Raw genomic sequence first — 24,852 nt, 5'->3', positions numbered from 1 at the left:
GACTGGACCGGAGGATTCTTCTCCTCCAACCCCCGGCCGCGCCCCGCATCTCCGCCGCGCACGTCCCCGACCTGGCGCACATCGCCGACTGACGCGCGCCCGCCTCCGCCGAGCCTTGCGTTAAGCGGGCGTAGTGGACCAACCGCCGGCCTTGTCGACCTCGTCCAGGTACCGATCTTTCAGGGCTCGGCCGACTCCAGCCTCGGCCTTCCGAACACCCACCGTCATCGGAGTCGATCAACTCGTGAGCGACAGCCAGTCGTCGGTGCGGCGGTGACGGCGAAGGCCGACGGCGTCGAACTCGTCGGCATGGTTCCCCTTGGTGACCCCGAGTCGTCGGAGTGCCTGGGAGATCGGGGTGCCGGCAGCCGCGGACGGTTCCCGCGCGCCCAGGTGCAGGGGGCCGAGAACCACCTCTTCCGCGTCCCAGACCTGCGCGGACTGCGTCCCCGTCCCGCCGAAGTAGTCGGCCTCGACGTAGGCCACCGGTCCTGTCGCCGAACATGCGGCCAGCAAGCGCCCGAACCCTGCGGGCGCCTTCCAGAACCCCTCGAGTTCGGGCGCCCCGGCGACCGTGACCGCATCGAACAGAACGTCGGTCATGGGCAGGAGCGAAAGACTGTGGCTGAGGCGAACAACGCGCGCCTCGGGAACACCCGCAGCCAGCACACGAAGGACGGGTCCGCCACCGATGACCGCCTCAAGGCAATACATGCGCCCATTTTCCCGCGCACCGGGCCAAATCACCTGCCGTGACACCCGATCTATAGGCCGTTACGCCCTCTACCTCGGCGACGAGGGCAGTCCACTTCTCACGGGCAGCGACCAGGGGGCCTGCTTCCGGGGCCTTGCTGTCCCGCTACCCGATGCCCACCGCTGGCCACGTCGACTTCAGAATACGATCTGAGTATCATGGTTGACATGAGCGCCACCGCGGACTCAGTGACCTTCTCCGATCTGTCACGTAACCCCAAGTCGGTAGCCGAGCGCGCCGCACGCCTCGGCCGGCTGCGTGTCACCCACCGGGATGCTCCCGACTTCTATCTCACGGCCGCCGACCGGGAAGAGCAGCGCGACGAGAGTCTGATCACCGCGTCGCGCATCTTCCGGGCACTCATGAAGCATGATCCGAGCGCTCGGTCACTGGTCCTTGCCATGCCCGACGTGTTCCCCTGGATCCGCCACCTGGGCACCGAAGAGGTCCGCGCCTTCACCATGGAGCTGGTCGACGCCCTGTCCGACGCCGCCGAACTCGATCTCGACACGAACGCTCAAGAGGTCATCACCGGCTGGCGCGCCACCGCCCGGATCAAGGCAGATCGCACACAGCACGAAGAAGCCCTTCGGCCGACCTCCGGCGACTTCGGTCCAGTCGAGGTAACGCCTTGAGCCCCAAGCGAGGCGACAGGGTCACCGTCCCACCGCCTGACGGCGAATGGGACGTCAGGTTCGGTACCAGCGACGCGGCACGCGGCTGGGAAGAGCTATGCCGTCTCGCCCTGTCGAACACCCGCCGATGCCTGGAGACCCTGCGCACGGAACCGCGTTCCCGCGCCAACCACGAGCGCCAGCACCGACTCCGCGGAGATCTCGCAACGCACCGGCACAACGGTCAAGACCTTGAACAATGGGAGTAAGAGGTCACGAGCGGCGGACGCGTCCGCTATGTGATCAACGACGCCGACCGCACAATCTGGATCATCTACGCGTCCCCTCGCCACCCCAAGGATACCGACCGCTGACACCAACGACGGCTGCCAGAAGGCACCGCGGACGAACGTCAGGCACCGTCGGAGCTTGGTAAACCAGACGGCCGTAGGGGCCGCGGCCGAACAACTCGAAGACGTGCTGATCGAGTTGCTCGAGCGCCAATCCGGCTGGAGGGAACCGTGGCCTGCCTGGGTGCGGATCGGTTCGGGTCAGGCCGCGCCCGCCGGGACAGCCCAGGCTGGAGCAGGATGGCAGCGAAAGCCAGGACGATCAGGACGGGGCTCTGCGCGGGGCGGGACGGGCATGGCCCCCCTTCCCCACGGTCGGCCGTTGGCGCTACCGGTCGTAACGTCCAGCATTCACCTCGGCGAGGAAGGCGGTCCACGCCTCACGGGTGACAACCAGGTGCCCTACCTCAGGGGCCTTGCTGTCACGCATGCCTACGTTTGCAGCGAGATCGGCAACCTCCACACACTGACCGTTGCCGCTGCTGTGAGAGCTCTTCCGCCACTGAGGGCGTGAGACAACGTGTGATGTGGTCATCATGCTCCTCCTGGACGCCCTTCTTTCGCCGCCGCGATCAACAATGCGGACGCGCTCGGGCTGAGCGCTCCGGCCTGAAGGTGCGTGAATGTTAGCTTATACCGCGCAATGTCCGTTTCTTCCTCCAAGAAGAGGTCCCCAGCCTGGCTGTCGACGTACACGATGCTGGATCCTGTCTCCTCGGGAAAATGCATGACCACAAAGGAGCCGGTCATACCTGGATGAGCACCCGCACTGAAGGGGATCACCTGGAGATTTACGGTCGGCAGCTCGATGATGTGCAGCAGGTGTTCAAGCTGCTCCCGCATGACTTCATGCCCGCCCACCGCACGACGGATGGCGGCTTCGTCCACGATCGCCCAGAGCTTCAGCGGCCGGTCTTTTGTCAAGGCCGCTTGTCTCCGCATCCTGGCGTCGACCCGGCTCTCGATCTCCTCGCGAGAGGATTCGGGCAGGTCGCCGGTGATGGCGGCTCGGGCGTAGCGCTCGGTTTGGAGGAGGCCGGGGATGAACAGGCACTCGTAGTTCAGCACCTCGCGCGCCTCGGACTCGAACTCGATGTAGGAGGCGTAGCGTTCCGGGAGGTCTGAGGCGATGGTGTGCAGCCAGCCGCGCGTCGCCGACTGCTTGAGAAACGTCTTCAGTTCGGAGCGCTTCGGCTCGGTTACCCGGTACGCGTCCAAGAGGCTCGTCAGAGTCCGTGCTTGGGGGCGGACGCGGGCGGTCTCGATCCGGTAGAGCGTGGCCACGTTGATGCCGGTCTGTTCGTTCACCTGCTCGCGCGTGAGTTCGGCGATCTTGCGTAGCTGGCGAAGCTCTGCCGCGAGGCGTCGCAGACGCACCGTCGGTGCCATTTCGCCCCCCTTCCCGTGACTGACTTGGGGCGGCCGGTGCCTCTCGGCCACCCCGAACACGAATGCAAGCAATGTAAGTGCAACCCTTGCATACACACACTGAGTAATGCATGCTTTGCAGAGCGTGCCACAGGAGGTCGGCCGACCGCAGGCATTCAGCAAGGAAACGGAGCGGCCCCGGGCGGTGCTAGCACCACCGGCCCGGGGCCTTGACCCGACTGCAAAGGAGTCGGACCTGTGTCGAACCTACCCAACTGCTCGCCTCCGGGTGAGCACCTGGTGTGGAGGCCGGTGCCGCCGGCGACGGTTCAGCGGCTGGAGCTGCTGGTCAGGCTGATGGTGAGCCTGCGGAGCCTCGGGCGCGGCTCCGTGCTTTACATGGACGGGCGGGCCGAGCCGGTGTTGGCGGTGCCGGTGGTGTCGCGGCGGCGGTCGTTGGCGGTGCTCGTCGTCCAGGATCACGGTGGGTGGTCCTACGTGTGGGACGCCGCTCATCGAACGCCGGCCGGGGCGGTGCGGGTCGCGGCCGAGCAGATCGCCGGAGTGAAGCGGTGATCGTCTGGGAGCGGGGGCTCACCGAACGCATGTGCTCGTCCGAGGTGCTGGACGTCCGGGACGTGCGGGCGCGGGTGCGGCAGGCGCTGGCCCAGTGCGCGGGCGGCTTCGATCTGGATGACGTGGATCTGATGGTCTGCGAGATCGCCACCAACGCCGTCCGGCACAGCGCCAGCGGCAGGCCCGGCGGCGGGGTGTGCGTCACCGTGCTGGTGTCGGCCACACGGCTGCGAGTGGAGATTCAGGATGACGGCCTCTCGCAAGGGTGTCCGGTGATCCCGGTGCAGGGCTCGGCATGGGACGAGGCCGGCCGCGGGCTGTTCCTGGTGGGTCGGCTCGCCGATTGTTGGGGTGCCCTGCACGCTGAGGAGGGACGGCACACCGTGTGGTTCGAGGTCGTCCCATGACTGCGATGCGAAAGCTGCGCGGTGCGTGGGCGGCGTGGCGAACCCCTGAGGCGCGTGAGCCCGTCCAGGTTGAGCCTCATCCCGAGGTGGTCTTTCTCGTCGCCGACTCGGGGGCAGACGTGCGCAAGGCGTTCGACATGTTGCCGGGCGAGGCGCGGGCTTGGCGGACGCTCGCGGAGATGGAGGCGGCTCGGTCGCGGATCTGGTGGCGGCACGGTCGGATATGGGACGCGGGCATGTGCGCCGGGCGGGCGCAGGGGTACCGGGCGGCGGCCGAGCAGGTCGAAGACGTGCTGATCGAGGCGCTCGGCCTGTGGGACGCGTACGAGCGTCAAGTCCGCTAGGACGTGCGGAGCTTGTAGGTGTCGTTGTGGTGTTCGTAGAGAGGGTCTGTCGCGTTGCGACCCTCTTTACGCAACGGGCGCTTCATGACCTTGTTGGTGGGGGTACGGGGTAGGGCGTCCATGACGCGGATGTAGCGGGGCGTCCACTTGGTGCCCAGGTCCGGTTGTGTTCTGAGGAAGGTCATGAAGGACGCCGGGTCGAAGGCTCGGTTCGGGGCCAGGGTGACGGCTGCCATTATCTGGTCGCCTACGTGGTCGTCTGGGACGGCGTAGACCGCCACGTCCTCGAACGCTTCGAAGCGGGACAACAAGCGTTCTACGGGGGCTGCGGCGATGTTCTCGCCGTCCACGCGTAGCCAGTCTTCGGTGCGGCCTGCGAAGTACCAGTAGCCGTCTGTGTCGCGGTAGGCGAGGTCGCCCGACCACGTCCAGCCGTTGCGGACGCGCTTCGCCGTCGCCTCCGGGTTGTTGTAGTAGCCCTCGAACTTGGCGGCGCCCATCGTGTCGACTATTTCACCGATCGCTTCGTCGGCGTTGAGGAGCGTGCCGTGCTCGTCGAAACGGGCAGGTGGGCATTCCTGGAGGGTGTCCGGGTCGATGACGACGGTGCCGGGTTCGGCGACGCCCAGGGAGCCCGGGGGTGTGCCCGGGACGCGGTTCAGGCGGATCTCGCCCTCGCTGGAGCCGTAGGAGTCGATGACCGTGCAGCCGAAGCGGCGGGCGAACTCGTGGATGTCGCGTTCTGCCGCCTCGTTGCCGAACGCGATGCGGAGCGGGTTGTCGGCGTCGTCCGGTTTCTCCGGGGTGGCCAGGATGTAGCTGAGAGGCTTGCCGACGTAGTTGAAGAACGTCACGCCGTGGCGGCGGACGTCCGGGAGGAAGCCCGAGGCGGAGAACCTGCGGCGCAGGACGATGCGGCCGCCCGTCGCGACGGCAGGAGCGATACCCGCCATCAGGGCGTTCGAGTGGAACATCGGCATGACGACATAGAACACGTCATCTCGGGTGAGGCCGCGCCGGTCGCGTTGCTGTCCCGCAATCCGGCCCAGCCTGCCCTGCGTGGAGATCACCGCCTTGGGCGCGGACGTCGTCCCGGACGTGAACACCAGCGAGAAGATCGTCTTCGGCTCGACCTGAGCGATCTCGGCGGGTTCGGTGGCGGCGAGGCGCTCCACATGGCCCGGGGTGTCGACGATCAAGGTCGGGACGTCCACCAGCCCTTCAAGCTGCGGTGCGCGCCCCGTCTCGGTGACGAGCATCGTGCAGTCGGTGTGGGTGATGTCACGGGCCAGTTCGGCGCCCCGGCGGGTCGGGTTCAGCTCCACCACCGGGACACCGGCCAACGCCGACCCCAGGAGCCAGAACAAATGCTCCGGGCCGTTCTCCAGAAACAGGCCGACGTGACCACTGGCCAACGCGGCGCGGCGGCGGGCCTCTGCGATGACCTCCCGCCACGTCCACGACGAATCCTCGAAGCGAAGGCCCGTCCGGTCGTCGTCCGCGCGGGCCGCGACGAGCTCGGCGAACGTGGTCTCGCGGGCCGGGCGGTCGTCGGCCAGTTCCGTCATGGCGTCCGCCGTCACGACACCCGGGCGGCGGCGGCGCGGCCGGCGCGGCGGCCGAAGAACGTGCCGTCGCCGAGGGACGTCCCGCTGATGTAGCCCTCACCGTGGATGCCGGCCGCCGTGCGTCCCGCGGCGTACAGGCCGGGGATCGGCCTCCCGGAGACGTCGCGGACCTCGCCGTCCACGGTGGTGTCCAGGCCGCCGAGGGTGAATCCGCCGGCGCCCGTCCCGGCGCCGTGCCTGCCCGCGCCGAAGAACCCGTCGGCCGGGTCGATCGCCGCGAACGGTCCCTTCAGCGGGCGCAGCCACTTGGGGTCCTTGTGGAAGTAGGGGTCCTCGCCCCGCTCCGCGAACCGGTTGTAGGTCTCCACGGTCGCCTCCAGCGACCCCGGCGGCAGGCCGAGGGACTCCTCCAGCTCCGCGAGCGTCTCCGCCGCGTGCTTGGGGCGCACCCCCCACATGTCGGCCTCGGCGATCTCGTCGTGCCCGGTCTCGTCGATGATCGCCCAGTAGGGTCCGGGCTGGTGCTGGACGGCCCGGTGGCTGTACAGGCCCGGGTAGACGTCCTCGTTGATGAAGCGGCGGCCGAGGCCGTCCACGAGCATGCCCCGGCAGACGACGGCGGGGTTGGCGGTGAGCGCGATCTCCACCGACGCCATGCGGCGGGTCGCGGCGCCGAGCGCGCTCGCCATCCGAATACCGGACCCGTCGCTGGTGCCGTCGCTGATCTTGTCATGGCCGAGCAGCACCGGGGCGTGGTCGGCGAGCATCTCCTCGTTGTCGACGAACCCGCCGGCGGTGAGGACGACGCCCTTGCGCGCCCGGTAGGTCACCGTCTCGGCGAACCTGCGGGCGACGACCCCGACGACGCGGCCGTCGTCCACGACGAGGTTGGTGGCGTAGGTGTCCTGGTGGGTGGCGGCGCCCGCCTCGGCGGCGGCCGCGATCAGCTTCTCCATCAGGATCCCGCCGGCGAACATCGGCGCCTCGGGACGGTGCCCGCGCGGCACGGGCCGGGCGACCGTGTTGTACGGCCAGGCGTTCTCACCGAGCCACATCAGGCCGTCGTCGGTGTACGGCATCCAGCCCGGGGCGTCGAACAGGGTCTCCTTGAAGGGGACGCCGCGCGCGCGGAACCACTCGAAGTGCTCCACGCTCCCGTCGCAGTACAGCCGCAGCTTCTCCGTGTCGGCGTGCGGGCCCAGCGCCGCGAGGAGGAACGCGTACATGTCGTCCGGGGTGTCGTCGAAGCCGCACGCCTTCTGCACCCGCGTGCCGCCGCCGAGGTACAGCTCCCCGCCCGACTGCGCGGACGTCCCGCCGGGGCCGCTCGACCGCTCCAGGACGAGCACGTCCGCGCCCGCCGCCGCGGCCTCGTACGCCGCGGCCGCTCCGGCGGCGCCGCAGCCGACCACCAGCACGTCGCATTCGTGGTCGAAGTCGCCGATGTCGCGCAGCGCGTACGGCTCGACAGAAGTGGACACCGGACTACTTCCCGTTGGGGGTGAACGCGGCCAGCGGTTCGGAGCCCGACCAGTCGTGGCCCCAGTAGCTGTCCTTGGTGATCTCTTCGGCGGTGTAGTACGTCTCGTCCACGAGCATCCCCTCGCAGCCGTACTCGACGTCCCAGCCGCCGGGCGCCCGCACGTAGAACGACACCATCTTGTCGTTGGTGTGCCGGCCGAGCGTGGAGGAGATCGAGAAGCCCTTCGCGGTGACGGAGTCGAGCGCGATGCCGACCGCGTCCAGGGTGTCGACCTCCACCATCAGGTGGACGAGGCCCGGGTCGCCGTCGTGCGGCGCGGGGCAGATCGCCAGGCTGTGGTGCCGCTGGTTGACTCCCATGAACCGGATCCGGACGGGCCCGCCGACCTTCATCGCGCCGCGCGGCAGGAAGCCGAGCACCTCGTTGTAGAACGCGGCAGTCTCGGCGAAGTTCGGCGTGGGCAGCACGACGTGGCCCATGCCCATCGGGCCGGTGACGAACTTCTGCGCGAACCGCGTGATGACCGGGCTGTGGTCGAGGACCGGGCCGAAGAACACCTCGACGGGAGTACCGCCCGGGTCGGTGAACGCGATGACCTCCTCGGCGTCGCGTTCCGCGGCCTCCTTGGGCTTCAGCGCCGTCACGGCCGTGCCGGACTTCTCGACGGCCTCGCGGACGGCGGCCAGGGCGTACTGGTCGCGGACCTCCCAGCCGACGGCGAGCACCCGGTCGGAGTCGCCTGGCAGCACCCGCAGGCGCGACCGGCGCTCGTCCATGCGCAGGTACAGCCCGTCGGGGTCGGGGCCGGAGCCCTCGGCGAACCCGAGCCCGTCGAGGGCGAACTCGCGCCAGCGGTCGATGTGCCGGGTCTGGACCTTCAGGTAGCCCAGCCCTCGGATCTGCGTCACTGTCCTCGATCCCTTCGCTACCGACTTCGTTGAGTTGCGGCGTGTTGTTGTTATGACGGCGCTCATAACAACAACACGCCGCAAGTGAACGGGTTAGATCATGGAGCGCATCGGGCCCTGGGGGGGTTCGATGTCCAGGTCCGTCAGGGCGGAGACGTGGTAGACCGAGCCCGGGACGTGGATGGCGTGGGCCAGGCCGACGTGCGCGTCGCGCCAGAAGCGCTGGATCGGGTTGTCGGTGCGCATCGCGTTCCCGCCGGACCGGACGACGATCTCGTTCATCGCCTGCACCGCCCGCCACGCCGCGCGGACTTGGGTGCGGCGCCCGGCGGCGCGCTCCGCGAACGTCGGGACGTGCCCGGACGCGACCATGTCGTACATGCGCGAGCAGTTGTCGAGCAGCGCCGTGCGGGACGTCTTGATCTCCTCCGCCGCCTCGCTGATCGCGTACAGCACGTACGGGTCGTCCTTGATCTTGGTGCCGGTGATCTGGACGCGGTTCCGCTGGTAGGCCATGTGGTGGTACAGGGCGCCCTCGGCGATGCCGATCACCGCGGCGGAGATGCCGAGGGGGAACACGCAGGAGAACGGCATCAGGTAGGCCGGGTTGGTCAGGCCCGCCTCGCGCGGCGCGGAGCCGTCCACGACCTTGTGGTACTCCAGCGTCCGGTAGGCGGGGACGAACGCGTCCTTGACGATGATGTCCTTGCTGCCCGTGCCCTGGAGCCCGGCGACGTTCCAGGAGTCCTCGACGATCTCGTAGTCGGAGCGCGGCAGGATCAGGTGCAGCGACCGGGGCGGCTGCGCCATCTTGCCCTCGTCGTCGCCCAGCATCCCGCCGAGGAAGATCCAGTCGCAGTGGTCGGTGCCGGACGAGAACTGCCAGCGGCCGTTGAAGACGTAGCCGCCGTCCACCGGGCGGGCGATGCCCATGGGCGCGTACGGGGACGCGATCCACGTGTCGGGGTCGTCACCCCAGACCTCCTCGCGGACCTTCGGGTCGGCGTAGGCCATCTCCCACGGGTGGACGCCGACGATCCCGGCGATCCAGCCGGTGGAGCCGTCGAGGGCGGCGATCCCCATGACGGTCTCGGCGAACTCGCGCGGGTGGACCTCCAGGCCGCCGTGCGCCGCCGGCTGCAGCAGCCGGATCACCCCCGTGTCGCGCAGCAGCGTGGCGGCCTTGTCGTCGAGCCGGCCGAGCCGCTCGTTCACCGGGCCGAGCTCGCGGATCTGGTCGGCCCTTTCCATGATCTTGTCGAGCACGCGGTTCGCCATCGCCTGTCTCCCGTGGGGTGTCGTCAGCCGTCGTAGGTGATCTTCAGCCGGCCGGTGACCGGTCTCGCCTGGCAGGCGAGGATGAGGCCGTCGGCGAGATCCTGCTCGTCGAGGACCGAGTTGGCGTCCAGGGTGACCTCGCCCTCCAGCGCCACGCAGGCGCACGCCGAGCAGTTGCCCTCCCGGCACGAGAACGGGGCGTCGACCCCGGCGCGCAGGAGCGCGTCGAGGAGCTTCTCGGACCTCGGCCACGGCACCGTCCGCGTCTCGCCGTCCAGCTCGACCTCGACCTCGGCGGCGTCGCCGTCGTCGTCCGGGGTCTCGGCGGCGTCCGGTTCCTCGAACGGGTCGCCCTCCAGCGAGAAGAACCGCTCGACGTGGACGCGGACGCCGGAGTCGGTGAGCGTCCCGGTGACCATGTCCATGAAGATCTCGGGCCCGCACACGAACGCCTGCCGGTCCGTGTAGGGCGCGGCGAGCGAGCGGAGCACGGCGGGCGTCGGGAGGCCCTGCACCGTCTCCAGCAGGTGGACGACGGTGAGCCGGCCGGGGTGCCGCTCGGTCAGCTCCCGCAGCTCGTCCGCGAAGATCACCGACCGCTCGTCCCGGTTCGCGTAGATGAGGGCGATCTTCCCGCTCCCGCCCGCCAGGCACGACTTGAGGATCGACATCACCGGGGTGATGCCGCTGCCGCCCGCGACGAGCAGCAGGTCGTCGTCCAGCGAGGCCGGGGTGAAGGTGCCCGCCGGCCGCAGCACCTCCAGGACGTCGCCCGCCGTGACGTTGTCGCAGATCCAGTTGGAGCCGAGACCGCCGCCGACCCGCTTGACCGTGACCTTGAGCCGGTCGTCGGTCAGCGGCGAGCTGCACAGCGAGTAGCAGCGCGCCGCCCAGCCGTCCCCGGACGGGACCCGGACCGTGAGGAACTGCCCGGGGCTGTAGGCGAAGCGGTCGCGGTCGCCCTCGGCGGGTTCGAGGACGAGCGAGTTCGCGTCGGCCGTCTCCCGGACGACCTCCACCACCCGCGCCTTGAGTGCCGTCATGACCCCTCGGCGGCCTTCCCTGCCGTTTCTCCCGCCGCCTCCGGCTCGGCGGCGGCGTGCTTCGCCGCGATGTAGCCGAACACCATGGACGGGCCGATCGTCGCGCCCGGCCCCGCGTACTCGTTGCCCATCACCGACGCCGACGAGTTGCCCGTCACGTACAGGCCCTCGATGACCGACCCGTCCTCGCGCAGCACGCGGGCGTGCTCGTCGGAGACCAGCCCGCCCTTGGTGCCGAGGTCGCCGACCTCCAGCCGGAACGCGTAGTACGGCGCCGTGTCGACGACGTCCAGGTTCGGGTTCTTCAGGTTCGGGTCGCCGTAGTAGCGGTCGTAGGCGGAGTCGCCGCGGCCGAAGTCGGGGTCCTTGCCGTCGCGGGCGTAGCCGTTGAACTTCTCGACGGTGGCGGTGAGGGCGTCCGCCGGGACGCCGATCTTGTCCGCCAGCTCCGCGAGGGTGTCGGCCTTGAACACGATGCCCGCGTCGTAGAACGCCTTCGGGATCGGGGCGCCCGGCAGGATCTGCGCGAACGGGTAGCGGGCGCGGGCCTTGGCGTCCATCACGAACCACGCCGGGACGTGGCCGCCCGCGAGCTGGTCGTGGACGAAGTTGACGTACGGCGCCGCCTCGTTGGTGAAGCGCGTCCCGTCCGCGGACACGATGACCTGCCGCGGGATGGCGCGCTCGGACACCAGCGGGATCGTCGCCCCGGCCGGGTGCCGGACGGCGGGCATCCACCACGCGTCGTCCATCAGGTCCACGGCCGCGCCGAGTGCCTCACCGGCACGGATGCCGTCGCCGGTGTTCTCCCGGGCGCCCATCGCGAAGTCCTCGCGGCCGCCCTCCGGCAGGTACTTGTCGCGCATCTCCTGGTTGTGGTCGAAACCGCCCGTCGCCAGGAGCACGCCCTTGCGTGCGCGGATTCGCATCACCGTGCCGTCCCGCTGCGCGGCGACGATCCCGATGACGCGGCCGTCCTCGCCGGTGACGAGTTCGGTCATGGCGGTCTTCAGCCAGAGCGGGACGCCCGCGTCCTTCAACGCCATCCGCAGCCGCGCCACCAGCGCCCGCCCGCCGGTCGACATGTGCCTGCGCCGGACCAGGTTGGACGACACGCGCCACGCCGCGACCATCGACGCGCGCCGGCCGGCCCACGTCCGCTTGGCCATCGCCAGGTCGTGGTAGTCCTTCGCGGTCACCCACAGGCCGAGCGGGCCCTTCATGTTGTTCGGCCGCTGGTACTGCTCGTCCTCGCCGAGCTTGCGGGTGTCGAACGGCTTGGCCTCGATGGACCGGCCGAGCGGACGGCCGCCCTCCAGCTCGGGGTGGTAGTCGGCGTAGCCCTTCGTCCAGAAGAACTGCATCCACTTGCTCTTGCCGATCAGCTCCATCGCGGCGGGGCCGTTGTCGACGAACGCGTCGAGCCGCGCCGCGGGGACGCGCCCCTCGGTGAGCAGGTCCAGGTAGCGGCGGATCGACTCGCGGCTGTCGTCGTGGCCGCGCGCCTTCAGCGTCGGGTTGTTCGGGATCCAGATGCCGCCGCCGGACAGCGCGGTCGAGCCGCCGAACCGCTTGCCCTTCTCGATGATCAGCGCGCTCAGCCCGGCGTCGTGCGCGGTCAGCGCGGCGGTCATCCCGCCGCCGCCGCTGCCGACGACGACCAGGTCGAACTCGTGGTCCCAGGTGTCGCTCACTGCTCGTCCTTCCTCGTGAGGAAGGCGAGGACGGCGCTCTCCCACGCGGCCTTCTGCTCGATCATCACCCAGTGCCCGCAGTTCGGGAAGACGTTCAGCTGCGCGTCGGGGATCGTCCGCATCGGGACGAGGGCCATGTCGACGGGGCTGACCCGGTCGTCGCGTCCCCAGGTGATCAGCGTCCGCGCCTTCAGCTTGTGCAGCATCGCCCAGTAGGGCGGCTCGTCGGACTGCGCCATCGCCTTCGCGCGGGCCGCCATCGCCTTCGACCCGTACATGCGGCGGGCGCTGGCGAGGGTGTCGGGATCGGTGGCCTGTTCCCAGCGCTCCTCGATCAGCTCCTCGGTCACGAGCCGCTGGTCGTGGACCATCGCGCGCAGCCAGCGGATCAGCCGCTCGCGGGACGGGTCGTCGGTGAACTCCATCAGCAGCCGGATGCCCTCGCTGCCGTTCGGGCTGAAGATGTTCGGGCCGATCCCGCCGACCGTGACCAGCCGGCGGACGCGCTCGGGCCGCCGGATCGCGAACTGGGCGCCGATGATGCCGCCCATCGAGTTGCCGACCACGTCCACCTGGTCGAGGCCGAGGCCGTTTAGGAACCGGCCGACCGCGCCGCCCGCCGCCATCATCGGGTGGTCGTCGGTCGGGTCGCTGACCCCGAACCCGGGGAACTCCAGGACCAGGCACCGGAAGTGCTCGGCGAACCGGGCGAGGTTGCCGCGGAAGTTCCGCCAGCCCGTCACGCCGGGGCCGGACCCGTGCAGCATCAGCAGGGGCGGGCCCGAACCGGCCTCGTGGTAGCGCAGGACGCCCCGGTCGGTGGCGAGTTCGCGCGACGTCGCCTCGTAGGTCAGCTCCGCAGGCATGATCTCCCAGTCCTTCGACGGCGGCTTGTCCGGAACGTAATCGGCGGGGCGCCATGGTCACTCCGCCGATCCCGATCAGCGGGACGCGCGGCGCCCCGGCGCGCTCGCGGGCCGTCCCGGCGCGCGCTTCCACTCAACGGGATCCGCGCGCCTCGCCGCCGGACCGCCGTGCCTACGTTCGGCGTGCACGACTTGACCGTTACCGGGTACCTGCCGCTTATTGGATTTTGTCCCTTTGAAAGTTTGTTGACGCACAGGGACCGTGTCCGCACCGACACCGAGGTGAACACATGTCAGCCGAGCCAGCGCTCACCGCAGCCACCGGCGGTCTTCCGGACCCCGACGCCATCGCCCCCGAGCCGGCCGAGTTCCGCAAGGCGATGGCGGAATTCGCCACGGGCGTCACCGTGGTCACCGCCCTCGACGGCGGCGAGCCGGTCGGATTCGCCTGCCAGTCGTTCACGTCGGTGTCCCTTGAGCCGCCGCTGATCCTGTTCTGCGCGGACAAGCGCGGCCGTTCCTGGCCCCGGATCCGCTCGGCGGGACGGTTCTGCGTGAACGTCCTCGGCGAGGAGCAGCGGGACCTGTGCGAGCGGTTCGGGTCGAGCCGGGGCGCCAAGTTCGACGGGTTGGAGTGGGAGGTCTCCCAGTGGGGCACCCCGGCGCTGCCGGACGTCCTGCTGGGCGTGCACGCGGTCGTCCACGACGTGCACGAGGCCGGCGACCACGAGGTGGTGATCGGGCGCGTCCTCGCGGTCGAGCGGCACGTGGTGCGCGACGGCGCGTGGCGGCACCCCATGGTGTTCTTCCGCAGCCGGTTCGGCATCAACGAGCCGGACGCGCCGATGGCCCCGGACCCGTGGGGCATGGGCGACCGCTGGGGCTGGGGCTGACGGCCCCGGACCGCGCACAGCCGCCGGACCGCGCCGAACCGCCGGACCGCCCGTCACATCCAGTCGCCACGGCCGTCCACGGCGAGCAGCCGGTTCATCGTCTCCGGCGACCAGGTCGTCCCGCTTCCCGCCGCGCCCGCCGAGCGGCGGGCCCGGGTCCCCGCGCGGCCACCGCCCGGGACCGAGCCGGGGAACAGGATCTGCGACGTCTCGCGGGCGGCCGTGACCACCAGCGGCGCGACGTTCTCCAGCGGCGTGCGGATGTCGCCGACCAGGGAGATCCCCGCGACCGGCCCCTCGGGGCCGCGCACGGCGGCGGCGACGCACGCGATGCCGGGGAACGCCTCGCCCCGCTCGAACGCGAGCCCGCGGCGCTGCCGCACCCGGTGCAGCTCCTGGTGCAGCGTGGCCAGCTCGCCGATCGTGCGGCTGGTGAGCCGGCTGATCCCGGCGCCGAGCAGCGCGTCCACCTGCTCGGGCTCCAGCCACGCCAGCATCGACTTGCCGAGCGCGGTGCAGTGCGCCGGGGCGCGCCCGCCGACCCGGGACGGGACGGACGCGGCGAGCCGCCCGCCGAGCTTGTCCAGGTAGAGCACCTCGGCGCCGTCCAGCACGGCGAGGTGGGCGACGAGCCCGGTCGTGACCTGCAGCTCGTGCAGCAGCGGCGCCGCGGCTTCGCGGATCTTGCCGTGCCCGCCGTCCCGTCCGCCGAGGCCGAGGGCGCGCGGGCCGAGGCCGTAGCCGAACGAGTGGTGCGCGAGCCAGCGCTGCCGGACGAGCTGGTCGAGGATCCGGTGCGCGGTGGAGCGCGGCAGCCGGGTGCGCCGGGCGACGTCCTCCAGGGTCAGCCGGGCGGTCGGCCCGTTGAACGCGTCGAGGATCAGGGTCATCCGCTCGATCATCGACGGCGGCGACTCGCGGCGCGCGGCCGGTCCCTGCTCCGTGGCGACATCACCGGTGGTGACCTCAGCCGTGGTGGCCTCGCTCATCGCACCTCCCGGGAGGAGACTGAAATGAATTCTTGTTACCGTGAATCTAGCAATCGCTTGGTCCGATGGGAAGACCCCGCGTAAGGCCAGGTCAGGCAGGGGGATGCGGGAACGGGACGGCGGCCGGGCCACGGCGGCTGCCGTGATAGAACGTTTTCCTGCCGAGGAAGGGAGGACCGATGCGCGTCGGCCTCGTCACGCCCGTGGTGGCGCAGCCGCCCGGCGGCCGCGCGGACTGGGAGCGGGACGCCGGGATCGCCGAGACCGGCCGGATCGCCGAGACCGCCGACCGGCTCGGCTACCACCACCTGACCTGCAGCGAGCACGTCGCCGTCCCGGTGGAGGCCGTCGAGCAGCGCGGCGGGGTCTACTGGGACCCGCTCGCCACGTTCGGCTACCTCGCCGCCCGCACGTCCCGCATCCGCCTCGCGACCCAGGTGCTCGTGCTCGGCTACCACCACCCGCTCGCCATCGCCAAGCGGTACGGGACGCTCGACCGCGTCAGCGGCGGCCGGCTCACGCTCGGCCTCGGCGTCGGCAGCCTGGAGGAGGAGTTCGACCTGCTCGGCGCGCCGTTCGCCGGACGCGGCGCCCGCGCCGACGACGCCCTCGCCGCGCTGCGCGCCTCGCTGTCCCGCCGCACGCCCGAGTACCACGGCCCCTACTACGACTACTCCGGCATGGTCGTGGAGCCGCACGCCGTCCAGGAGCACGTTCCGCTGTGGATCGGCGGCCGGACGGAACGGTCGCTGCGGCGCGCGCTGACCGCCGACGGCTGGGTCCCCTTCGGGCTGCCCCTGCGCACCCTGAGGGAGATGCTCGCGTCCCACGACCTGCCGCCCGGGTTCGACGTCGTCCTCGAACCGTCCCGCCGCCTGGACCCGATCGGCGACCCGGACGCCACCCGCACCGCGCTCACCAGGCTCCGCGAGGCGGGCGCCACGATCGCGGGCGTCCGGCTGGTGTCCTCGTCGCCCGAGCACTACTGCGAGCAGCTCGCCGCGCTCCGCGGCCTTTCCACGTCCTGCGAACTGACCTTCGAGGAGGAACGGTGACATCCGTCGAGACCCGGCTCGCCGCGCTGGAGGAACGCCTGCGCCTCCTCGAAGACGAGCGGGAGATCACCCGGCTGATCCTGTCCTACGGCCCCCTGGTCGACGGCGGCCGGGCCGAGGACGTCGCCGCCCTGTGGGACGAGGACGGCGTCTACGACGTGGACGAACTCCTCATGACCGGCCGGGCCGAGATCGAGGCCATGGTCCGCTCCGCGCCCCACCAACGCTGGATCGCCGGCGGCTGCGCGCACTTCACCGGCCCGCCGCACGTCACGGTCTCCGGCGACGACGCAACCGCCGTCGCCTACACCCTCATGATCGTCAACACGGCGGACGGCTTCGTCCTCCGCCGCGCCACCGCCAACCACTGGCACCTGCACCGCGCCCCCGACGGCTGGCGCGTCGTCAACCGCACCAACCGCGTCCTGGACGGCCGCGAGGAGTCCCCCACCCTCCTCACCTCCCACTTCCCCGCTAAGGGGTGACGCCCATGTTGGTGAGGACGCGGTCGGCCAGGTCGGGGTCGCCGGTGCTGTGGACGGTGACGGCGTCGGGGGTGCAGCGGCCGGCGGCGAGCCGGGCGTAGGTTTCCCAGTCCATGGCCAGCCGGACGTCCGCGTCAGCGGGGTCGTCGGCCCAGCGGCCGCGGCCGTCTTCGCCGACCTGGACGGCCACGTGGAAGTCGGGCGGGCCGGTGATGTCGAACGCCACGGTCCGGCCGGGTTCGGCCTTCGCCCGGCGGGCCACGATCAGCGGCAGGGCCCTGCTCAGGACCTCCCAGAAGCACTGCGCGGCCGGGGAGTCGAGGTTGCCGGGGCGGCCGACCGCGCGGCGGACGTCCTGCTCGTGCGTCCAGCAGTCCATCGCGCGGACCCTCATCAGCTCGGCGTAGGTGCCCTCCCGGCCTTCCGGCAGCCAGACGGTCTGCTCGGGGTCGATGCCGGGGAGCTGGGCCAGCCGGCGTTCGAGGGCGCCCGCCAGTTCCGCCGCGACGGCGGGGCCGGGGACGGGACGGCGCACGTGCACCGCCTTCTCCAGGGAGCGGCCGAACTCGTTGCGGATGTGCTCGAACTCGGGGACGTCGAGCTCGGGCCCGGGTTCACCGAGAAGTTCGAGCTCGATGCCGACGAGGTGGGAGAACTGGTCCTTCACCGTCCAGCCGGGGCACTCGGTGGGCCGCCTCCAGTCGGCGGCGTCGAACGTCCCGGCGAGATCGAGAACCGACCGGACCGTTTGCTCGAAGGCGGCGGTATATGCACGCATCTGTCCCATGAGAACCCCTCCGTCGGCCTCAGAGCCTACGGTCCCGCTCGCCGGGATGTCAGGGGTGCCCAGGTGTCAGGGGTGCCCAGGTGTCAGGGGTGCTCGGTGCGGAGGTGGTGGAGGAGGGAGGAGAGTTCTAGGTGGGGTTCTTGGCAGTGGTCGCAGGACCAGACGCCTGTCGGCACCGTGAAGCCGTGCGTCACGGCGTCGTCGCGTGCGCACAGGCGGTGGTAGCTGTGGACGAGGCGCCGCCACGTCCGGCGGACCGCGGTCGGCATTCCCGCTCCCCTCCCGAACCGATCGTCTAGGATCGGTTCAGGATAGGGCAACGAAAAAGTCAAGCCGACACGCCGGAGATCACTGGCCGCTCTTCACGCCGGGCTGGCCCTGCGCGTACTCCAGCGGACGGGCCGCCTTGCGTCCCGGCACGTCGGTCCGGGCGCGGGTCTTGCCGAGCGGGAGGATCGTCCGTCCGAAACTGCCCTCGAACATCATCGCGGCGGCCGTGTACAGGGCCAGGATCGCGGACGCGACGAACAGCCAGCCGCCGAGGTTCAGCGACCATCCGGACGGCGCGAACCAGCCCGCCGCGGTGAAGCCGGCGCCCGCCGCCAGCGTCGTCAGGATGCCCGTGAGCGCCAGGTTCTGGCCGAGTGCGGCGATCGCGCCCAATGCGGTGATCACCGTGAGGCCGACCCACCAGAACGCGAAGCCGGAGTTGGCCGTCCCGGCGACGGGTGCCAGGGCCGCGGGATAGGCGCCGAGGCTGACCAGGCCGAACAGCAGGCCGAACGCCACCCAGAACGAGCCCCACATCCCGTGCATCGCGGTCGCGATCCCGTCCCGGGCCCGGTAGGACCAGACGGTGGCCACGAGTTGCGCGATGCCGCCGAACACCAGGGCGAACGGCCACAGGATCAGCGGGGTCAGCGCGTTGCCGTACCACTCGGCCTGCCACGCGCCGACCATCATCGTCGCGCCGGCGAACCCGAACAGCCCGAGGATGGACGGCGCGGCGATCGGCGCCAGGACGACCCGTGTCCGGTCCTCCCACATCGCGTGCTCGCCCCGTTCGCGGAGCGGTCCGGGCCCCGCCGCGGCGGCTCCCTCGGGCGGCATGGCCGCCTGTGCGCCGGGTTCCGGCGTTACGGCCCGCCCTCTACGCCTTGCCATGAAATCCCCCTTTGTTCGGAGAGCCGTATATTCGTGGTAACCCGCCCCAGGCACGGCAAACGACCGCAAGAATGGTCGTTTCGCCAGGTGGGAGCGTCCTTTGCAGGCATTTAACGGGGGTATGGCGCTCGCATTACCGCCGGGCGTCGAATCACGTCCGGGGGTGGCAGTGGACCCGCAGGCCGGGGGTCTCGCTCCAGCCGATCAGCCGGAACAGCCGATCGATGTGGGACGACACGGAGTGCAGGACGAGCATGCGGTCGCGGGCGTGCAGTTCCCGGGCCACGAGGGCGAAGGCGCGCAGCCCCGCCACGTCGACGAACTCGACGCCCGCCAGGTCGATGTGGACGTCCCCCGGCACCCGGTCGCGGGCGCCGCCGAGGACGCGCGCCACCTCCGGGGCGTTCGAGACGTCGATCTCCCCCGCCATCCGCAGCCACGGCGAGGCCGACGAGCCCGCCACGCGCAGCAGCACGGTGTCGTGCTCGACCATGTCGTAGTGCGGGGACGCACGCCGCCCGGACTCCAGGCCGCCCTCACCGTCGGTGATCCGCCAGACCGTCATCCGCTCCTCGCCCGTGGCCGGGGGCGCCGCTACCGGGGGCGGCCCCGTATATGCCAGGCTCTCATCTGCCGGGACCTTCTGAACCCCAGCGGGCGGGAAAACCACCAACGGGAGTGCATTCATGGACGAGAAGGCGATACTGCACCGCATCAACGAGTTCATCGAAGAGGAGCACGCGCTGCGCGACGCGCACGAGCGCGCCGAGACCGACGGCGACGAGGCGCGGCGCCGGCTCCGTGAACTGGAAGCGGCGCTCGACCAGTGCTGGGACCTGCTCCGGCAGCGCCGGGCGCGCATCGAGGCGGGCCAGAACCCGGACGAGGCCCGGGTCCGGCCCGCCGCCGAGGTCGAGGACTACCGCCAGTAGCGCCTCACCCGGTAGCCCTCACCGGCGTGTCAGCAGCTTCGCCGGGGTGATCGGCAGGTCGCGCACCCGCACGCCCGTGGCGTGGTGGACGGCGTTGCCGACCGCCGCGGCGGCGCCCACGATGCCGATCTCGCCGATGCCCTTGGCGCCCATCGGGTTCAGGTGCGGGTCCGTCTCCTCCAGCCACACCGCCTCGATGTCGCGGACGTCCGCGCAGGCCGGGACGTGGTACTGCGCGAGGTCGCGGTTGAGGTAGTCGCCGAACCGCTCGTCCATGACGCTCTCCTCCATCAGCGCCATCCCGATGCCCATGATCATGCCGCCGACGAACTGCGAGCGGGCCGTGACCGGGTTGACGATCCGCCCGGCGGCGAACACGCCGAGCATCCGGGAGACGCTCACCTCCCCGGTGTCGGCGTCCACCTCGACCTCCGCGAAGTGCGCGCCGAAGGCGTGCCGGGCGTACTCTTCCTGCGCCTTGACCTCGTCGGCGGTGTCGGCCGACGCCTCCACGCCCTCCGGCGGGACGGAGCCGTTCAGCCGCTCGCGCAGCGCCTCGCACGCCCGGACCACGGCGGTGCCCCAGCTCGCGGTCCCGCTCGACCCGCCCGCGACGGACGCGGCCGGGTAGGAGCTGTCGCCCACCTCCATGCGCACCCGGTCCAGGTCGGCCTTGAGCGTCTCGGCGGCGAGGACGGCGAGCGCGGTGCGGGCGCCGGTGCCGATGTCGGCGGCGGCGATCCGGACGGTGAACGTCCCGTCCGGGTCGGCCCGCGCCGTCGCCCGGCCGGGGTTGAGGCGCGCCGGGTAGGTGGTGGCGGCCACGCCCGTCCCGATCAGCCTGCGGCCCTCGCGGCGGGAGCGGGGCGCCGGGTCGCGGGCGGCCCACCCGAACCGGTCCGCGCCCTCCCGCAGGCACGCGACGAGGTTGCGGGAGCTGAACGGCAGGCCGCTCTCCGGCTCCCGGTCGGTGTCGTTGCGGATCCGCAGCTCGACGGGGTCGATCCCGGCCGCGGCGGCCAGCTCGTCCATGGCCGATTCGAGCGCGTACATGCCGGGGGTCTCGCCCGGCGCCCGCATCCACGACGGCGTCGGGACGTCCAGCGCCACGACCCGGTGCGTCGTGCGGCGGTGCGGCGCCCGGTACATGATCCGGGTGGGCGAGGCGGTCTGCTCGGCGAACTCGCGGACCGTGGAGGTCTGCTCGACCACGTCGTGCATGATCGCGTTCAGCGTCCCGTCCGCGCCGGCGCCGAGCCTGAGCCGCTGGATCGTGGGCGTCCGGTAGCCGGTGGTCGCGAACATCTGCTGCCGCGGCACCGCGAACTTCACCGGGCGGCCGACCTCCCGCGCCGCCATCGCGGCCAGGACCGAGTTGGGACGCGGCGAGCCCTTCGCCCCGAACCCGCCGCCCACGTGCGGGGCCACGACCCGTACCTGCTCCCGGTCGAGCCCGAAGACCCTGGCGATCGTGCGCGCGTGTGAAGACGCGCCCTGGGTGGACTCGTAGAGCGTGAGGGAGCCGTCCTCGTTCCAGTGGGCGACGGTCGTGTGCGGCTCCATCGGGTTGTTGTGCTCGGCGGGGGTCGTGTAGGTGACGTCGATCCGCACCTCCGAGCTGCCGAACGCCGTCTCCGGATCGCCCAGCTCGGTGTCGGCGGGCAGGCCCGCGTTGACCTTGTCGGGCTTGTAGAGGCCGGGGTGGTCGTCGCGGAGCCGGACGTCCGGGTCCTCGGCCGCGTACTCGACCCGCAGCAGCCGGGCCGCCTCCCGGGCCGTCTCCAGCGTCTCGGCGACGACGGCGGCGACGAACTGGCCCCGGTAGGAGACCGTCCGGGACTGGAAGACGGCCAGCTCGCCGTTCGACCGCGACGCGAGCTCCGGCGCGTTCTCGCAGGACAGCACGGCGAGGACACCCGGGAGCCGCCGCGCGGACGCCGCGTCTACCGCGACGATCTCGCCCCGCCCCGCCTCCGCCTGCACCGCCGCGACGTAGGCGGGGTCCTCCATCGGGTACTCGTAGGCGTAGCGGGCCCCACCGGTGACCTTCTCGCGGCCCTCCAGCCGGTGCGTCATGCCCTCTCCTCCAGTTCGGTCAGCGTGCGCACGACGAGGTTGCGCGCCAGAGGCAGCTTGTAGGCGTTGTCGCGCAGCGGCTCCGCGGCGGCGAGTTCGGCGTCGGCGGCGCGGGCGAACGTCTCGGCGGTCGCCGGGGCGCCCCTCAGCACGTCCTCGGCGCGCCCGGCCCGCCAGGGCTTGTGGGCGACGCCGCCCAGCGCCAGCCGCGCGTCCCTGACCGTCCCGTCGCGGACGTCCAGCGCCGCCGCGATCGACACCAGCGCGAACGCGAACGACGCGCGCTCGCGGACCTTGCGGTACGCGGCCGGCATCCGCAGCGGCGGCACCACGACCGCGGTGACGAGGTCGCCCGGCTCCAGGGTGGTGTCGCGCTGCGGCTCCTCGCCGGGCAGCCGGTGGAAGTCGCCCAGCGGGATCGTCCGCTCCCCGTCGCGGCCGGCCACCCGCACCGACGCGCCGAGCGCCGCGAGCGCCACCGCCATGTCGGACGGGTGGGTCGCGACGCACGCCTCCGAGTGACCGAGCACCGCCAGGTTGCGGTGCTCGCCGTCGCGCGCCGGGCAGCCGCTCCCGGGGTTCCGCTTGTTGCACGGCTTGGACGCGTCCTGGAAATAGGGGCAGCGCGTGCGCTGGAGGAGGTTGCCGCCGACGGTCGCGAGGTTGCGGAGTTGGCCCGACGCGCCCGCCAGGACGGCCATCGCCAGCATCGGGAACTCCTCGCGCACCGTCCGGTGGGCGGCGAGGTCGCTGTTGGTGACGGCGGCGCCGACGACGAGGGTCCCGTCCGGGTCGCGCTCGACGCGGTCGCGGGCGAGGCCGGTGACGTCCACCAGCTTCGCGGGCTCCTCCACTCCGAGGCGCATCAGGTCGACGAGGTTGGTTCCGCCGCCGAGGTAGCGGGCGCCGTTCTCGTGCCGGGCCAGCGCGTCCTCGACGCTCGTCGCGCGCTCGTACGCGAACGGCCTCACGCCCGCCTCCCCACGCCCACCTCGCGCAGTGCCGCGACGATGCCGGGGTAGGCGCCGCAGCGGCACAGGTTGCCGCTCATCCGCTCGCGGATCTCCGCGTCGTCGAGGACCGGGTCGGCCGCCACGTCCTCGGCGATGGCGCTGGGCCAGCCCTGCGCGGCCTCGTCCAGCATTCCCGTGGCCGAGCAGAGCTGGCCCGGGGTGCAGTACCCGCACTGGAAGGCGTCCTGCTCGATGAACGCCTCCTGCAAGGGGCTGAGCCGCCCGTCCTGCGCGAGCCCCTCCACGGTGACGACCTCCGCGCCGTCGTGCGCGACGGCCAGGGCGAGGCACGCGTTGGCTCGGCGCCCGTTGAGCAGGACGGTGCACGCACCGCACTGCCCGTGGTCGCAGCCCTTCTTCGAGCCGGTGAGGCCGAGGTCCTCGCGCAGAACGTCCAGCAGGGAGGCGCGGGTGTCGACGCTGAGCCGGTGCTCCGTCCCGTTCACGACCAGGGTGACGGCTGCGACGACCGGGGTCGCTTCACTGTCCATGCACCGCCCCTACCCCGGATCACCGGGGTGAGTCGGCGGTCAGTCGTCGTCGGCGGTGAGGATCTCCACGACCGTCCGGGCCGTGTCGGTGGGCAGCGGCGCGGGGAGCCCCCGCCACTTGCGGGACGCGGCCACCGCCGCGGCACCGGCCCCGCCCCCGTACACCGCCGCCGCGACGAACGAGGCGAGCTCCGGCGGCAGCTTCTTCTCCAGCAGCAGGAGGTTGGCCCGGTAGGTGGCCGCGGTGGCGAGCATCCCGAAGGCGCCCGCGACCGCGCCGAGCCGCAGCGCCGGGACGCGCTGCCGCATCTTGTCGACCATCTCCTGCTGGGCGGCGTCCACGACCCGCCGGGCGAGCATGAGGTTCTGCTCCAGCGGGTCGTCGACCTCCGCGGGTTCGCGCGACTCCGTCATGACCCATCGGTACCCCAAGGAAAACGAAAGATGCCGGAGAGCAATGTGTCACCCTCGGTAACTTTGCGAATGCTGTAGGTTGCCGACCGGACCCGACAGAGAGGCCGTCGATGCAACCGTTCGAGCTGCCCGACTTCTACGTCCCGCACCCCGCGCGCCTGAACCCCCACGTGGCGGGCGCGCGGGCCCACACGATGGCGTGGGCGCGCGAGATGAAGATGCTGGACGACGACCGCGACCCCGGCACCCCCGACATCTGGGACGAGCCGGCGCTCGAAGCGATGGACTACGCGCTCCTGTGCGGCTACACCCATCCCGACTGCGACGGCCCGGAGCTCGACCTCATCACCGACTGGTACGTCTGGGTGTTCTACTTCGACGACCATTTCCTGGAGGTCTTCAAGAAACCCCAGGACCAGGCGGGCGCGCGGGCCTACCTCGACCGGCTGCCGCTGTTCATGTCGCTCGACCCGCCCGAGCCCGGCAACGCCGTCGAACGCGGCCTCGCCGACCTGTGGGCGCGCACCGTCCCGTCCCGGTCGGACGCGTGGCGCGCCCGCTTCTCCGAGAGCACCGTGAACCTGCTCCGCGAGTCGCTGTGGGAGCTGTCCAACATCAGCGACGGCCGCATCCCCAACCCGGTCGAGTACATCGAGATGCGGCGCAAGGTCGGCGGGGCGCCCTGGTCGGCCGACCTCGCCGAGCATGCGGCGGGCATCGAGATACCCGAGCGCGTCGTCGGGACGCGGCCGCTGCGCGTCCTCAAGGACACCTTCTCCGACGGCGTCCACCTGCGGAACGACATCTTCTCCTACCAGCGGGAGACCGAGTCCGAGGGCGAGGTGAACAACGCCGTCCTGGTGATGGAGCGCTTCCTGAACGCGGCGCCCCAGGCCGCCGCCGACACCGTCAACGACCTGCTGACCTCGCGGCTGCGCCAGTACGAGAACACGGCCCTCACCGAACTCCCGCACGTCTTCGAGGACCACGCCCTCGACCCCGCCGAGCGCGCCGCCGTCGCCACCTACGTGAAGGCTCTCCAGGACTGGCAGTCCGGCGGCCACGAATGGCACATGCGGTCGAGCCGCTACATGAACAAGAAGTCGATCGGCATGTCGGCGGCCCGCATCCCCGCGCTGCTGAAGTCGGCCCGGATCAGCGTGCCGCACGTCCCGTTCCAGAAGGTCGGGCCGACCCCGCTGCCCGACTTCGACATCCCCTACCCCGCCCGCGTGAACCCGCACCGCGAGCGCGCCGGCCGCAACGTCGTCGCCTGGGCGCGCGAGATGGGCATGTTCTC

General features: G+C 71.3%; 27 protein-coding genes and 1 pseudogene. 9 read left to right on the top strand and 19 right to left on the bottom strand.

Annotation, left to right across the window (positions count from 1 at the left end; genetic code table 11):
- Nucleotides 1-237: 237 nt before the first annotated feature.
- Nucleotides 238-714: a hypothetical protein gene (locus tag E1200_RS33695; RefSeq protein WP_165950309.1), complete on the bottom strand. Its 477-nt coding sequence runs from the start codon at nucleotides 712-714 to the stop codon at nucleotides 238-240.
- A 207-nt stretch (nucleotides 715-921) separates the two neighbouring features.
- Between E1200_RS33695 and E1200_RS13855 the strand changes: the two genes are divergently transcribed.
- Nucleotides 922-1,389: a hypothetical protein gene (locus E1200_RS13855; protein WP_131952343.1), complete on the top strand. Its 468-nt coding sequence runs from the start codon at nucleotides 922-924 to the stop codon at nucleotides 1,387-1,389.
- 657 nt (nucleotides 1,390-2,046) lie between these two features.
- On the opposite strand, the gene E1200_RS13845 is transcribed toward E1200_RS13855, so the two are convergent.
- Complete coding sequence (locus E1200_RS13845; protein WP_131952345.1) at nucleotides 2,047-2,253, bottom strand: DUF397 domain-containing protein; 207 nt, start codon at nucleotides 2,251-2,253, stop codon at nucleotides 2,047-2,049.
- The gene (locus E1200_RS13840) at nucleotides 2,253-3,107 is read right to left on the bottom strand and encodes a helix-turn-helix transcriptional regulator (RefSeq protein WP_131952341.1); all 855 of its coding nucleotides are present in this window, start codon (nucleotides 3,105-3,107) and stop codon (nucleotides 2,253-2,255) included. Before E1200_RS13840 ends, E1200_RS13845 begins: the two co-directional genes overlap by 1 nt.
- Nucleotides 3,108-3,344: 237 nt before the next feature.
- On the opposite strand from E1200_RS13840, the gene E1200_RS13835 reads away from it, so the two are divergent.
- The 3 genes from E1200_RS13835 to E1200_RS13825 are packed head-to-tail and all read left to right on the top strand — an operon-like array spanning nucleotide 3,345 to nucleotide 4,413.
- Nucleotides 3,345-3,662 carry a hypothetical protein gene (locus E1200_RS13835; protein WP_131952339.1) on the top strand — a complete coding sequence of 106 codons (318 nt, stop codon included), beginning with the start codon at nucleotides 3,345-3,347 and terminating at the stop codon, nucleotides 3,660-3,662.
- Nucleotides 3,659-4,069, top strand: coding sequence for an ATP-binding protein (locus tag E1200_RS13830; protein ID WP_131952337.1), 411 nt, complete (start codon nucleotides 3,659-3,661; stop codon nucleotides 4,067-4,069). The genes E1200_RS13835 and E1200_RS13830 overlap by 4 nt, the downstream gene beginning before the upstream one ends.
- Nucleotides 4,066-4,413 carry a hypothetical protein gene (locus E1200_RS13825; RefSeq protein ID WP_131952335.1) on the top strand — a complete coding sequence of 116 codons (348 nt, stop codon included), beginning with the start codon at nucleotides 4,066-4,068 and terminating at the stop codon, nucleotides 4,411-4,413. Before E1200_RS13830 ends, E1200_RS13825 begins: the two co-directional genes overlap by 4 nt.
- Here E1200_RS13825 and E1200_RS13820 read toward each other — a convergent pair.
- The 7 genes from E1200_RS13820 to E1200_RS13790 all read right to left on the bottom strand — a co-directional run bounded on the left by E1200_RS13820 (nucleotide 4,410) and on the right by E1200_RS13790 (nucleotide 13,253).
- Nucleotides 4,410-5,981 (bottom strand): AMP-binding protein, encoded by a 1,572-nt coding sequence (locus E1200_RS13820; RefSeq protein WP_131952333.1) that lies wholly within the window; start codon nucleotides 5,979-5,981, stop codon nucleotides 4,410-4,412. The genes E1200_RS13825 and E1200_RS13820 overlap by 4 nt on opposite strands.
- Before the next feature lie 11 nt (nucleotides 5,982-5,992).
- Nucleotides 5,993-7,462: an FAD-dependent oxidoreductase gene (locus E1200_RS13815; RefSeq protein ID WP_131952331.1), complete on the bottom strand. Its 1,470-nt coding sequence runs from the start codon at nucleotides 7,460-7,462 to the stop codon at nucleotides 5,993-5,995.
- A 4-nt stretch (nucleotides 7,463-7,466) separates the two neighbouring features.
- Complete coding sequence (locus E1200_RS13810) at nucleotides 7,467-8,372, bottom strand: VOC family protein (protein ID WP_131952329.1); 906 nt, start codon at nucleotides 8,370-8,372, stop codon at nucleotides 7,467-7,469.
- Between the two features lie 93 nt (nucleotides 8,373-8,465).
- Nucleotides 8,466-9,650 (bottom strand): acyl-CoA dehydrogenase family protein, encoded by a 1,185-nt coding sequence (locus E1200_RS13805; protein ID WP_131952327.1) that lies wholly within the window; start codon nucleotides 9,648-9,650, stop codon nucleotides 8,466-8,468.
- A gap of 23 nt (nucleotides 9,651-9,673) precedes the next feature.
- Nucleotides 9,674-10,693 carry a ferredoxin--NADP reductase gene (locus E1200_RS13800; RefSeq protein ID WP_131952325.1) on the bottom strand — a complete coding sequence of 340 codons (1,020 nt, stop codon included), beginning with the start codon at nucleotides 10,691-10,693 and terminating at the stop codon, nucleotides 9,674-9,676.
- The gene (locus E1200_RS13795) at nucleotides 10,690-12,387 is read right to left on the bottom strand and encodes an FAD-binding protein (protein ID WP_131952323.1); all 1,698 of its coding nucleotides are present in this window, start codon (nucleotides 12,385-12,387) and stop codon (nucleotides 10,690-10,692) included. Before E1200_RS13795 ends, E1200_RS13800 begins: the two co-directional genes overlap by 4 nt.
- A complete protein-coding gene (locus tag E1200_RS13790) occupies nucleotides 12,384-13,253 on the bottom strand; it encodes an alpha/beta fold hydrolase (protein WP_131952322.1) in 870 nt (289 codons plus the stop codon). The genes E1200_RS13795 and E1200_RS13790 overlap by 4 nt, the downstream gene beginning before the upstream one ends.
- Before the next feature lie 290 nt (nucleotides 13,254-13,543).
- Here E1200_RS13790 and E1200_RS13785 point away from each other — a divergent pair, with 290 nt between their 5' ends.
- Nucleotides 13,544-14,146 carry a flavin reductase family protein gene (locus E1200_RS13785; protein WP_131952320.1) on the top strand — a complete coding sequence of 201 codons (603 nt, stop codon included), beginning with the start codon at nucleotides 13,544-13,546 and terminating at the stop codon, nucleotides 14,144-14,146.
- 53 nt (nucleotides 14,147-14,199) lie between these two features.
- On the opposite strand, the gene E1200_RS13780 is transcribed toward E1200_RS13785, so the two are convergent.
- On the bottom strand, nucleotides 14,200-15,135 hold the full coding sequence (locus E1200_RS13780) for an IclR family transcriptional regulator (protein ID WP_131952318.1): 936 nt from the start codon (nucleotides 15,133-15,135) through the stop codon (nucleotides 14,200-14,202).
- A gap of 179 nt (nucleotides 15,136-15,314) precedes the next feature.
- Here E1200_RS13780 and E1200_RS13775 point away from each other — a divergent pair, with 179 nt between their 5' ends.
- Nucleotides 15,315-16,190 (top strand): TIGR03619 family F420-dependent LLM class oxidoreductase, encoded by an 876-nt coding sequence (locus tag E1200_RS13775; RefSeq protein WP_131952316.1) that lies wholly within the window; start codon nucleotides 15,315-15,317, stop codon nucleotides 16,188-16,190.
- Nucleotides 16,187-16,675 (top strand): nuclear transport factor 2 family protein, encoded by a 489-nt coding sequence (locus E1200_RS13770; RefSeq protein ID WP_131952314.1) that lies wholly within the window; start codon nucleotides 16,187-16,189, stop codon nucleotides 16,673-16,675. Before E1200_RS13775 ends, E1200_RS13770 begins: the two co-directional genes overlap by 4 nt.
- Here the strand turns inward: E1200_RS13770 and E1200_RS13765 are convergent.
- The 4 genes from E1200_RS13765 to E1200_RS13750 all read right to left on the bottom strand — a co-directional run bounded on the left by E1200_RS13765 (nucleotide 16,665) and on the right by E1200_RS13750 (nucleotide 19,191).
- Nucleotides 16,665-17,462: a maleylpyruvate isomerase family mycothiol-dependent enzyme gene (locus E1200_RS13765; protein WP_131952312.1), complete on the bottom strand. Its 798-nt coding sequence runs from the start codon at nucleotides 17,460-17,462 to the stop codon at nucleotides 16,665-16,667. The genes E1200_RS13770 and E1200_RS13765 overlap by 11 nt on opposite strands.
- Before the next feature lie 83 nt (nucleotides 17,463-17,545).
- Nucleotides 17,546-17,731, bottom strand: a complete 186-nt coding sequence (locus E1200_RS13760) for a hypothetical protein (RefSeq protein ID WP_131952310.1) — start codon at nucleotides 17,729-17,731, stop codon at nucleotides 17,546-17,548.
- Between the two features lie 79 nt (nucleotides 17,732-17,810).
- Nucleotides 17,811-18,626 (bottom strand): GPR1/FUN34/YaaH family transporter, encoded by an 816-nt coding sequence (locus E1200_RS13755; protein ID WP_131952308.1) that lies wholly within the window; start codon nucleotides 18,624-18,626, stop codon nucleotides 17,811-17,813.
- 151 nt (nucleotides 18,627-18,777) lie between these two features.
- Nucleotides 18,778-19,191: an STAS domain-containing protein gene (locus E1200_RS13750; protein ID WP_165950308.1), complete on the bottom strand. Its 414-nt coding sequence runs from the start codon at nucleotides 19,189-19,191 to the stop codon at nucleotides 18,778-18,780.
- Between the two features lie 121 nt (nucleotides 19,192-19,312).
- On the opposite strand from E1200_RS13750, the gene E1200_RS13745 reads away from it, so the two are divergent.
- Nucleotides 19,313-19,558, top strand: coding sequence for a DUF2630 family protein (locus E1200_RS13745; protein ID WP_131952304.1), 246 nt, complete (start codon nucleotides 19,313-19,315; stop codon nucleotides 19,556-19,558).
- Between the two features lie 18 nt (nucleotides 19,559-19,576).
- On the opposite strand, the gene E1200_RS13740 is transcribed toward E1200_RS13745, so the two are convergent.
- From E1200_RS13740 to E1200_RS13725, 4 genes are read right to left on the bottom strand one after another with little or no spacing between them, the layout of a single operon-like run.
- A complete protein-coding gene (locus tag E1200_RS13740; protein ID WP_131952303.1) occupies nucleotides 19,577-21,634 on the bottom strand; it encodes a xanthine dehydrogenase family protein molybdopterin-binding subunit in 2,058 nt (685 codons plus the stop codon).
- Nucleotides 21,631-22,605: a xanthine dehydrogenase family protein subunit M gene (locus tag E1200_RS13735; RefSeq protein ID WP_131952301.1), complete on the bottom strand. Its 975-nt coding sequence runs from the start codon at nucleotides 22,603-22,605 to the stop codon at nucleotides 21,631-21,633. The genes E1200_RS13740 and E1200_RS13735 overlap by 4 nt, the downstream gene beginning before the upstream one ends.
- Nucleotides 22,602-23,138 carry a 2Fe-2S iron-sulfur cluster-binding protein gene (locus tag E1200_RS13730; RefSeq protein WP_131952299.1) on the bottom strand — a complete coding sequence of 179 codons (537 nt, stop codon included), beginning with the start codon at nucleotides 23,136-23,138 and terminating at the stop codon, nucleotides 22,602-22,604. The genes E1200_RS13735 and E1200_RS13730 overlap by 4 nt, the downstream gene beginning before the upstream one ends.
- 39 nt (nucleotides 23,139-23,177) lie before the next feature.
- On the bottom strand, nucleotides 23,178-23,552 hold the full coding sequence (locus tag E1200_RS13725) for a phage holin family protein (RefSeq protein ID WP_131952297.1): 375 nt from the start codon (nucleotides 23,550-23,552) through the stop codon (nucleotides 23,178-23,180).
- A 110-nt stretch (nucleotides 23,553-23,662) separates the two neighbouring features.
- Between E1200_RS13725 and E1200_RS13720 the strand changes: the two are divergent.
- Nucleotides 23,663-24,852 (top strand): annotated as a pseudogene (locus E1200_RS13720) (germacradienol/geosmin synthase); the annotation flags it as partial.

It is taken from the genome of Actinomadura sp. GC306 (genome assembly GCF_004348665.1).
Lineage (GTDB): Bacteria > Actinomycetota > Actinomycetes > Streptosporangiales > Streptosporangiaceae > Spirillospora.
This window is presented reverse-complemented; position numbering and strand designations above follow the sequence as displayed.

What these genes read in the sequence shown, in the direction of transcription:
- E1200_RS13760 (WP_131952310.1), bottom strand. Translation starts at nt 17,731, where the DNA reads ATGCCGACCGCGGTCCGCCGGACGTGGCGGCGCCTCGTCCACAGCTAC.
- E1200_RS13730 (WP_131952299.1), bottom strand. Translation starts at nt 23,138, where the DNA reads ATGGACAGTGAAGCGACCCCGGTCGTCGCAGCCGTCACCCTGGTCGTG.
- E1200_RS13765 (WP_131952312.1), bottom strand. Translation starts at nt 17,462, where the DNA reads ATGGGACAGATGCGTGCATATACCGCCGCCTTCGAGCAAACGGTCCGG.
- E1200_RS13840 (WP_131952341.1), bottom strand. Translation starts at nt 3,107, where the DNA reads ATGGCACCGACGGTGCGTCTGCGACGCCTCGCGGCAGAGCTTCGCCAG.
- E1200_RS33695 (WP_165950309.1), bottom strand. Translation starts at nt 714, where the DNA reads ATGTATTGCCTTGAGGCGGTCATCGGTGGCGGACCCGTCCTTCGTGTG.
- E1200_RS13740 (WP_131952303.1), bottom strand. Translation starts at nt 21,634, where the DNA reads ATGACGCACCGGCTGGAGGGCCGCGAGAAGGTCACCGGTGGGGCCCGC.
- E1200_RS13725 (WP_131952297.1), bottom strand. Translation starts at nt 23,552, where the DNA reads ATGACGGAGTCGCGCGAACCCGCGGAGGTCGACGACCCGCTGGAGCAG.
- E1200_RS13790 (WP_131952322.1), bottom strand. Translation starts at nt 13,253, where the DNA reads ATGCCTGCGGAGCTGACCTACGAGGCGACGTCGCGCGAACTCGCCACC.
- E1200_RS13820 (WP_131952333.1), bottom strand. Translation starts at nt 5,981, where the DNA reads ATGACGGAACTGGCCGACGACCGCCCGGCCCGCGAGACCACGTTCGCC.
- E1200_RS13745 (WP_131952304.1), top strand. Translation starts at nt 19,313, where the DNA reads ATGGACGAGAAGGCGATACTGCACCGCATCAACGAGTTCATCGAAGAG.
- E1200_RS13800 (WP_131952325.1), bottom strand. Translation starts at nt 10,693, where the DNA reads ATGACGGCACTCAAGGCGCGGGTGGTGGAGGTCGTCCGGGAGACGGCC.
- E1200_RS13775 (WP_131952316.1), top strand. Translation starts at nt 15,315, where the DNA reads ATGCGCGTCGGCCTCGTCACGCCCGTGGTGGCGCAGCCGCCCGGCGGC.
- E1200_RS13780 (WP_131952318.1), bottom strand. Translation starts at nt 15,135, where the DNA reads ATGAGCGAGGCCACCACGGCTGAGGTCACCACCGGTGATGTCGCCACG.
- E1200_RS13855 (WP_131952343.1), top strand. Translation starts at nt 922, where the DNA reads ATGAGCGCCACCGCGGACTCAGTGACCTTCTCCGATCTGTCACGTAAC.
- E1200_RS13825 (WP_131952335.1), top strand. Translation starts at nt 4,066, where the DNA reads ATGACTGCGATGCGAAAGCTGCGCGGTGCGTGGGCGGCGTGGCGAACC.
- E1200_RS13845 (WP_131952345.1), bottom strand. Translation starts at nt 2,253, where the DNA reads ATGACCACATCACACGTTGTCTCACGCCCTCAGTGGCGGAAGAGCTCT.
- E1200_RS13805 (WP_131952327.1), bottom strand. Translation starts at nt 9,650, where the DNA reads ATGGCGAACCGCGTGCTCGACAAGATCATGGAAAGGGCCGACCAGATC.
- E1200_RS13755 (WP_131952308.1), bottom strand. Translation starts at nt 18,626, where the DNA reads ATGGCAAGGCGTAGAGGGCGGGCCGTAACGCCGGAACCCGGCGCACAG.
- E1200_RS13750 (WP_165950308.1), bottom strand. Translation starts at nt 19,191, where the DNA reads ATGACGGTCTGGCGGATCACCGACGGTGAGGGCGGCCTGGAGTCCGGG.
- E1200_RS13785 (WP_131952320.1), top strand. Translation starts at nt 13,544, where the DNA reads ATGTCAGCCGAGCCAGCGCTCACCGCAGCCACCGGCGGTCTTCCGGAC.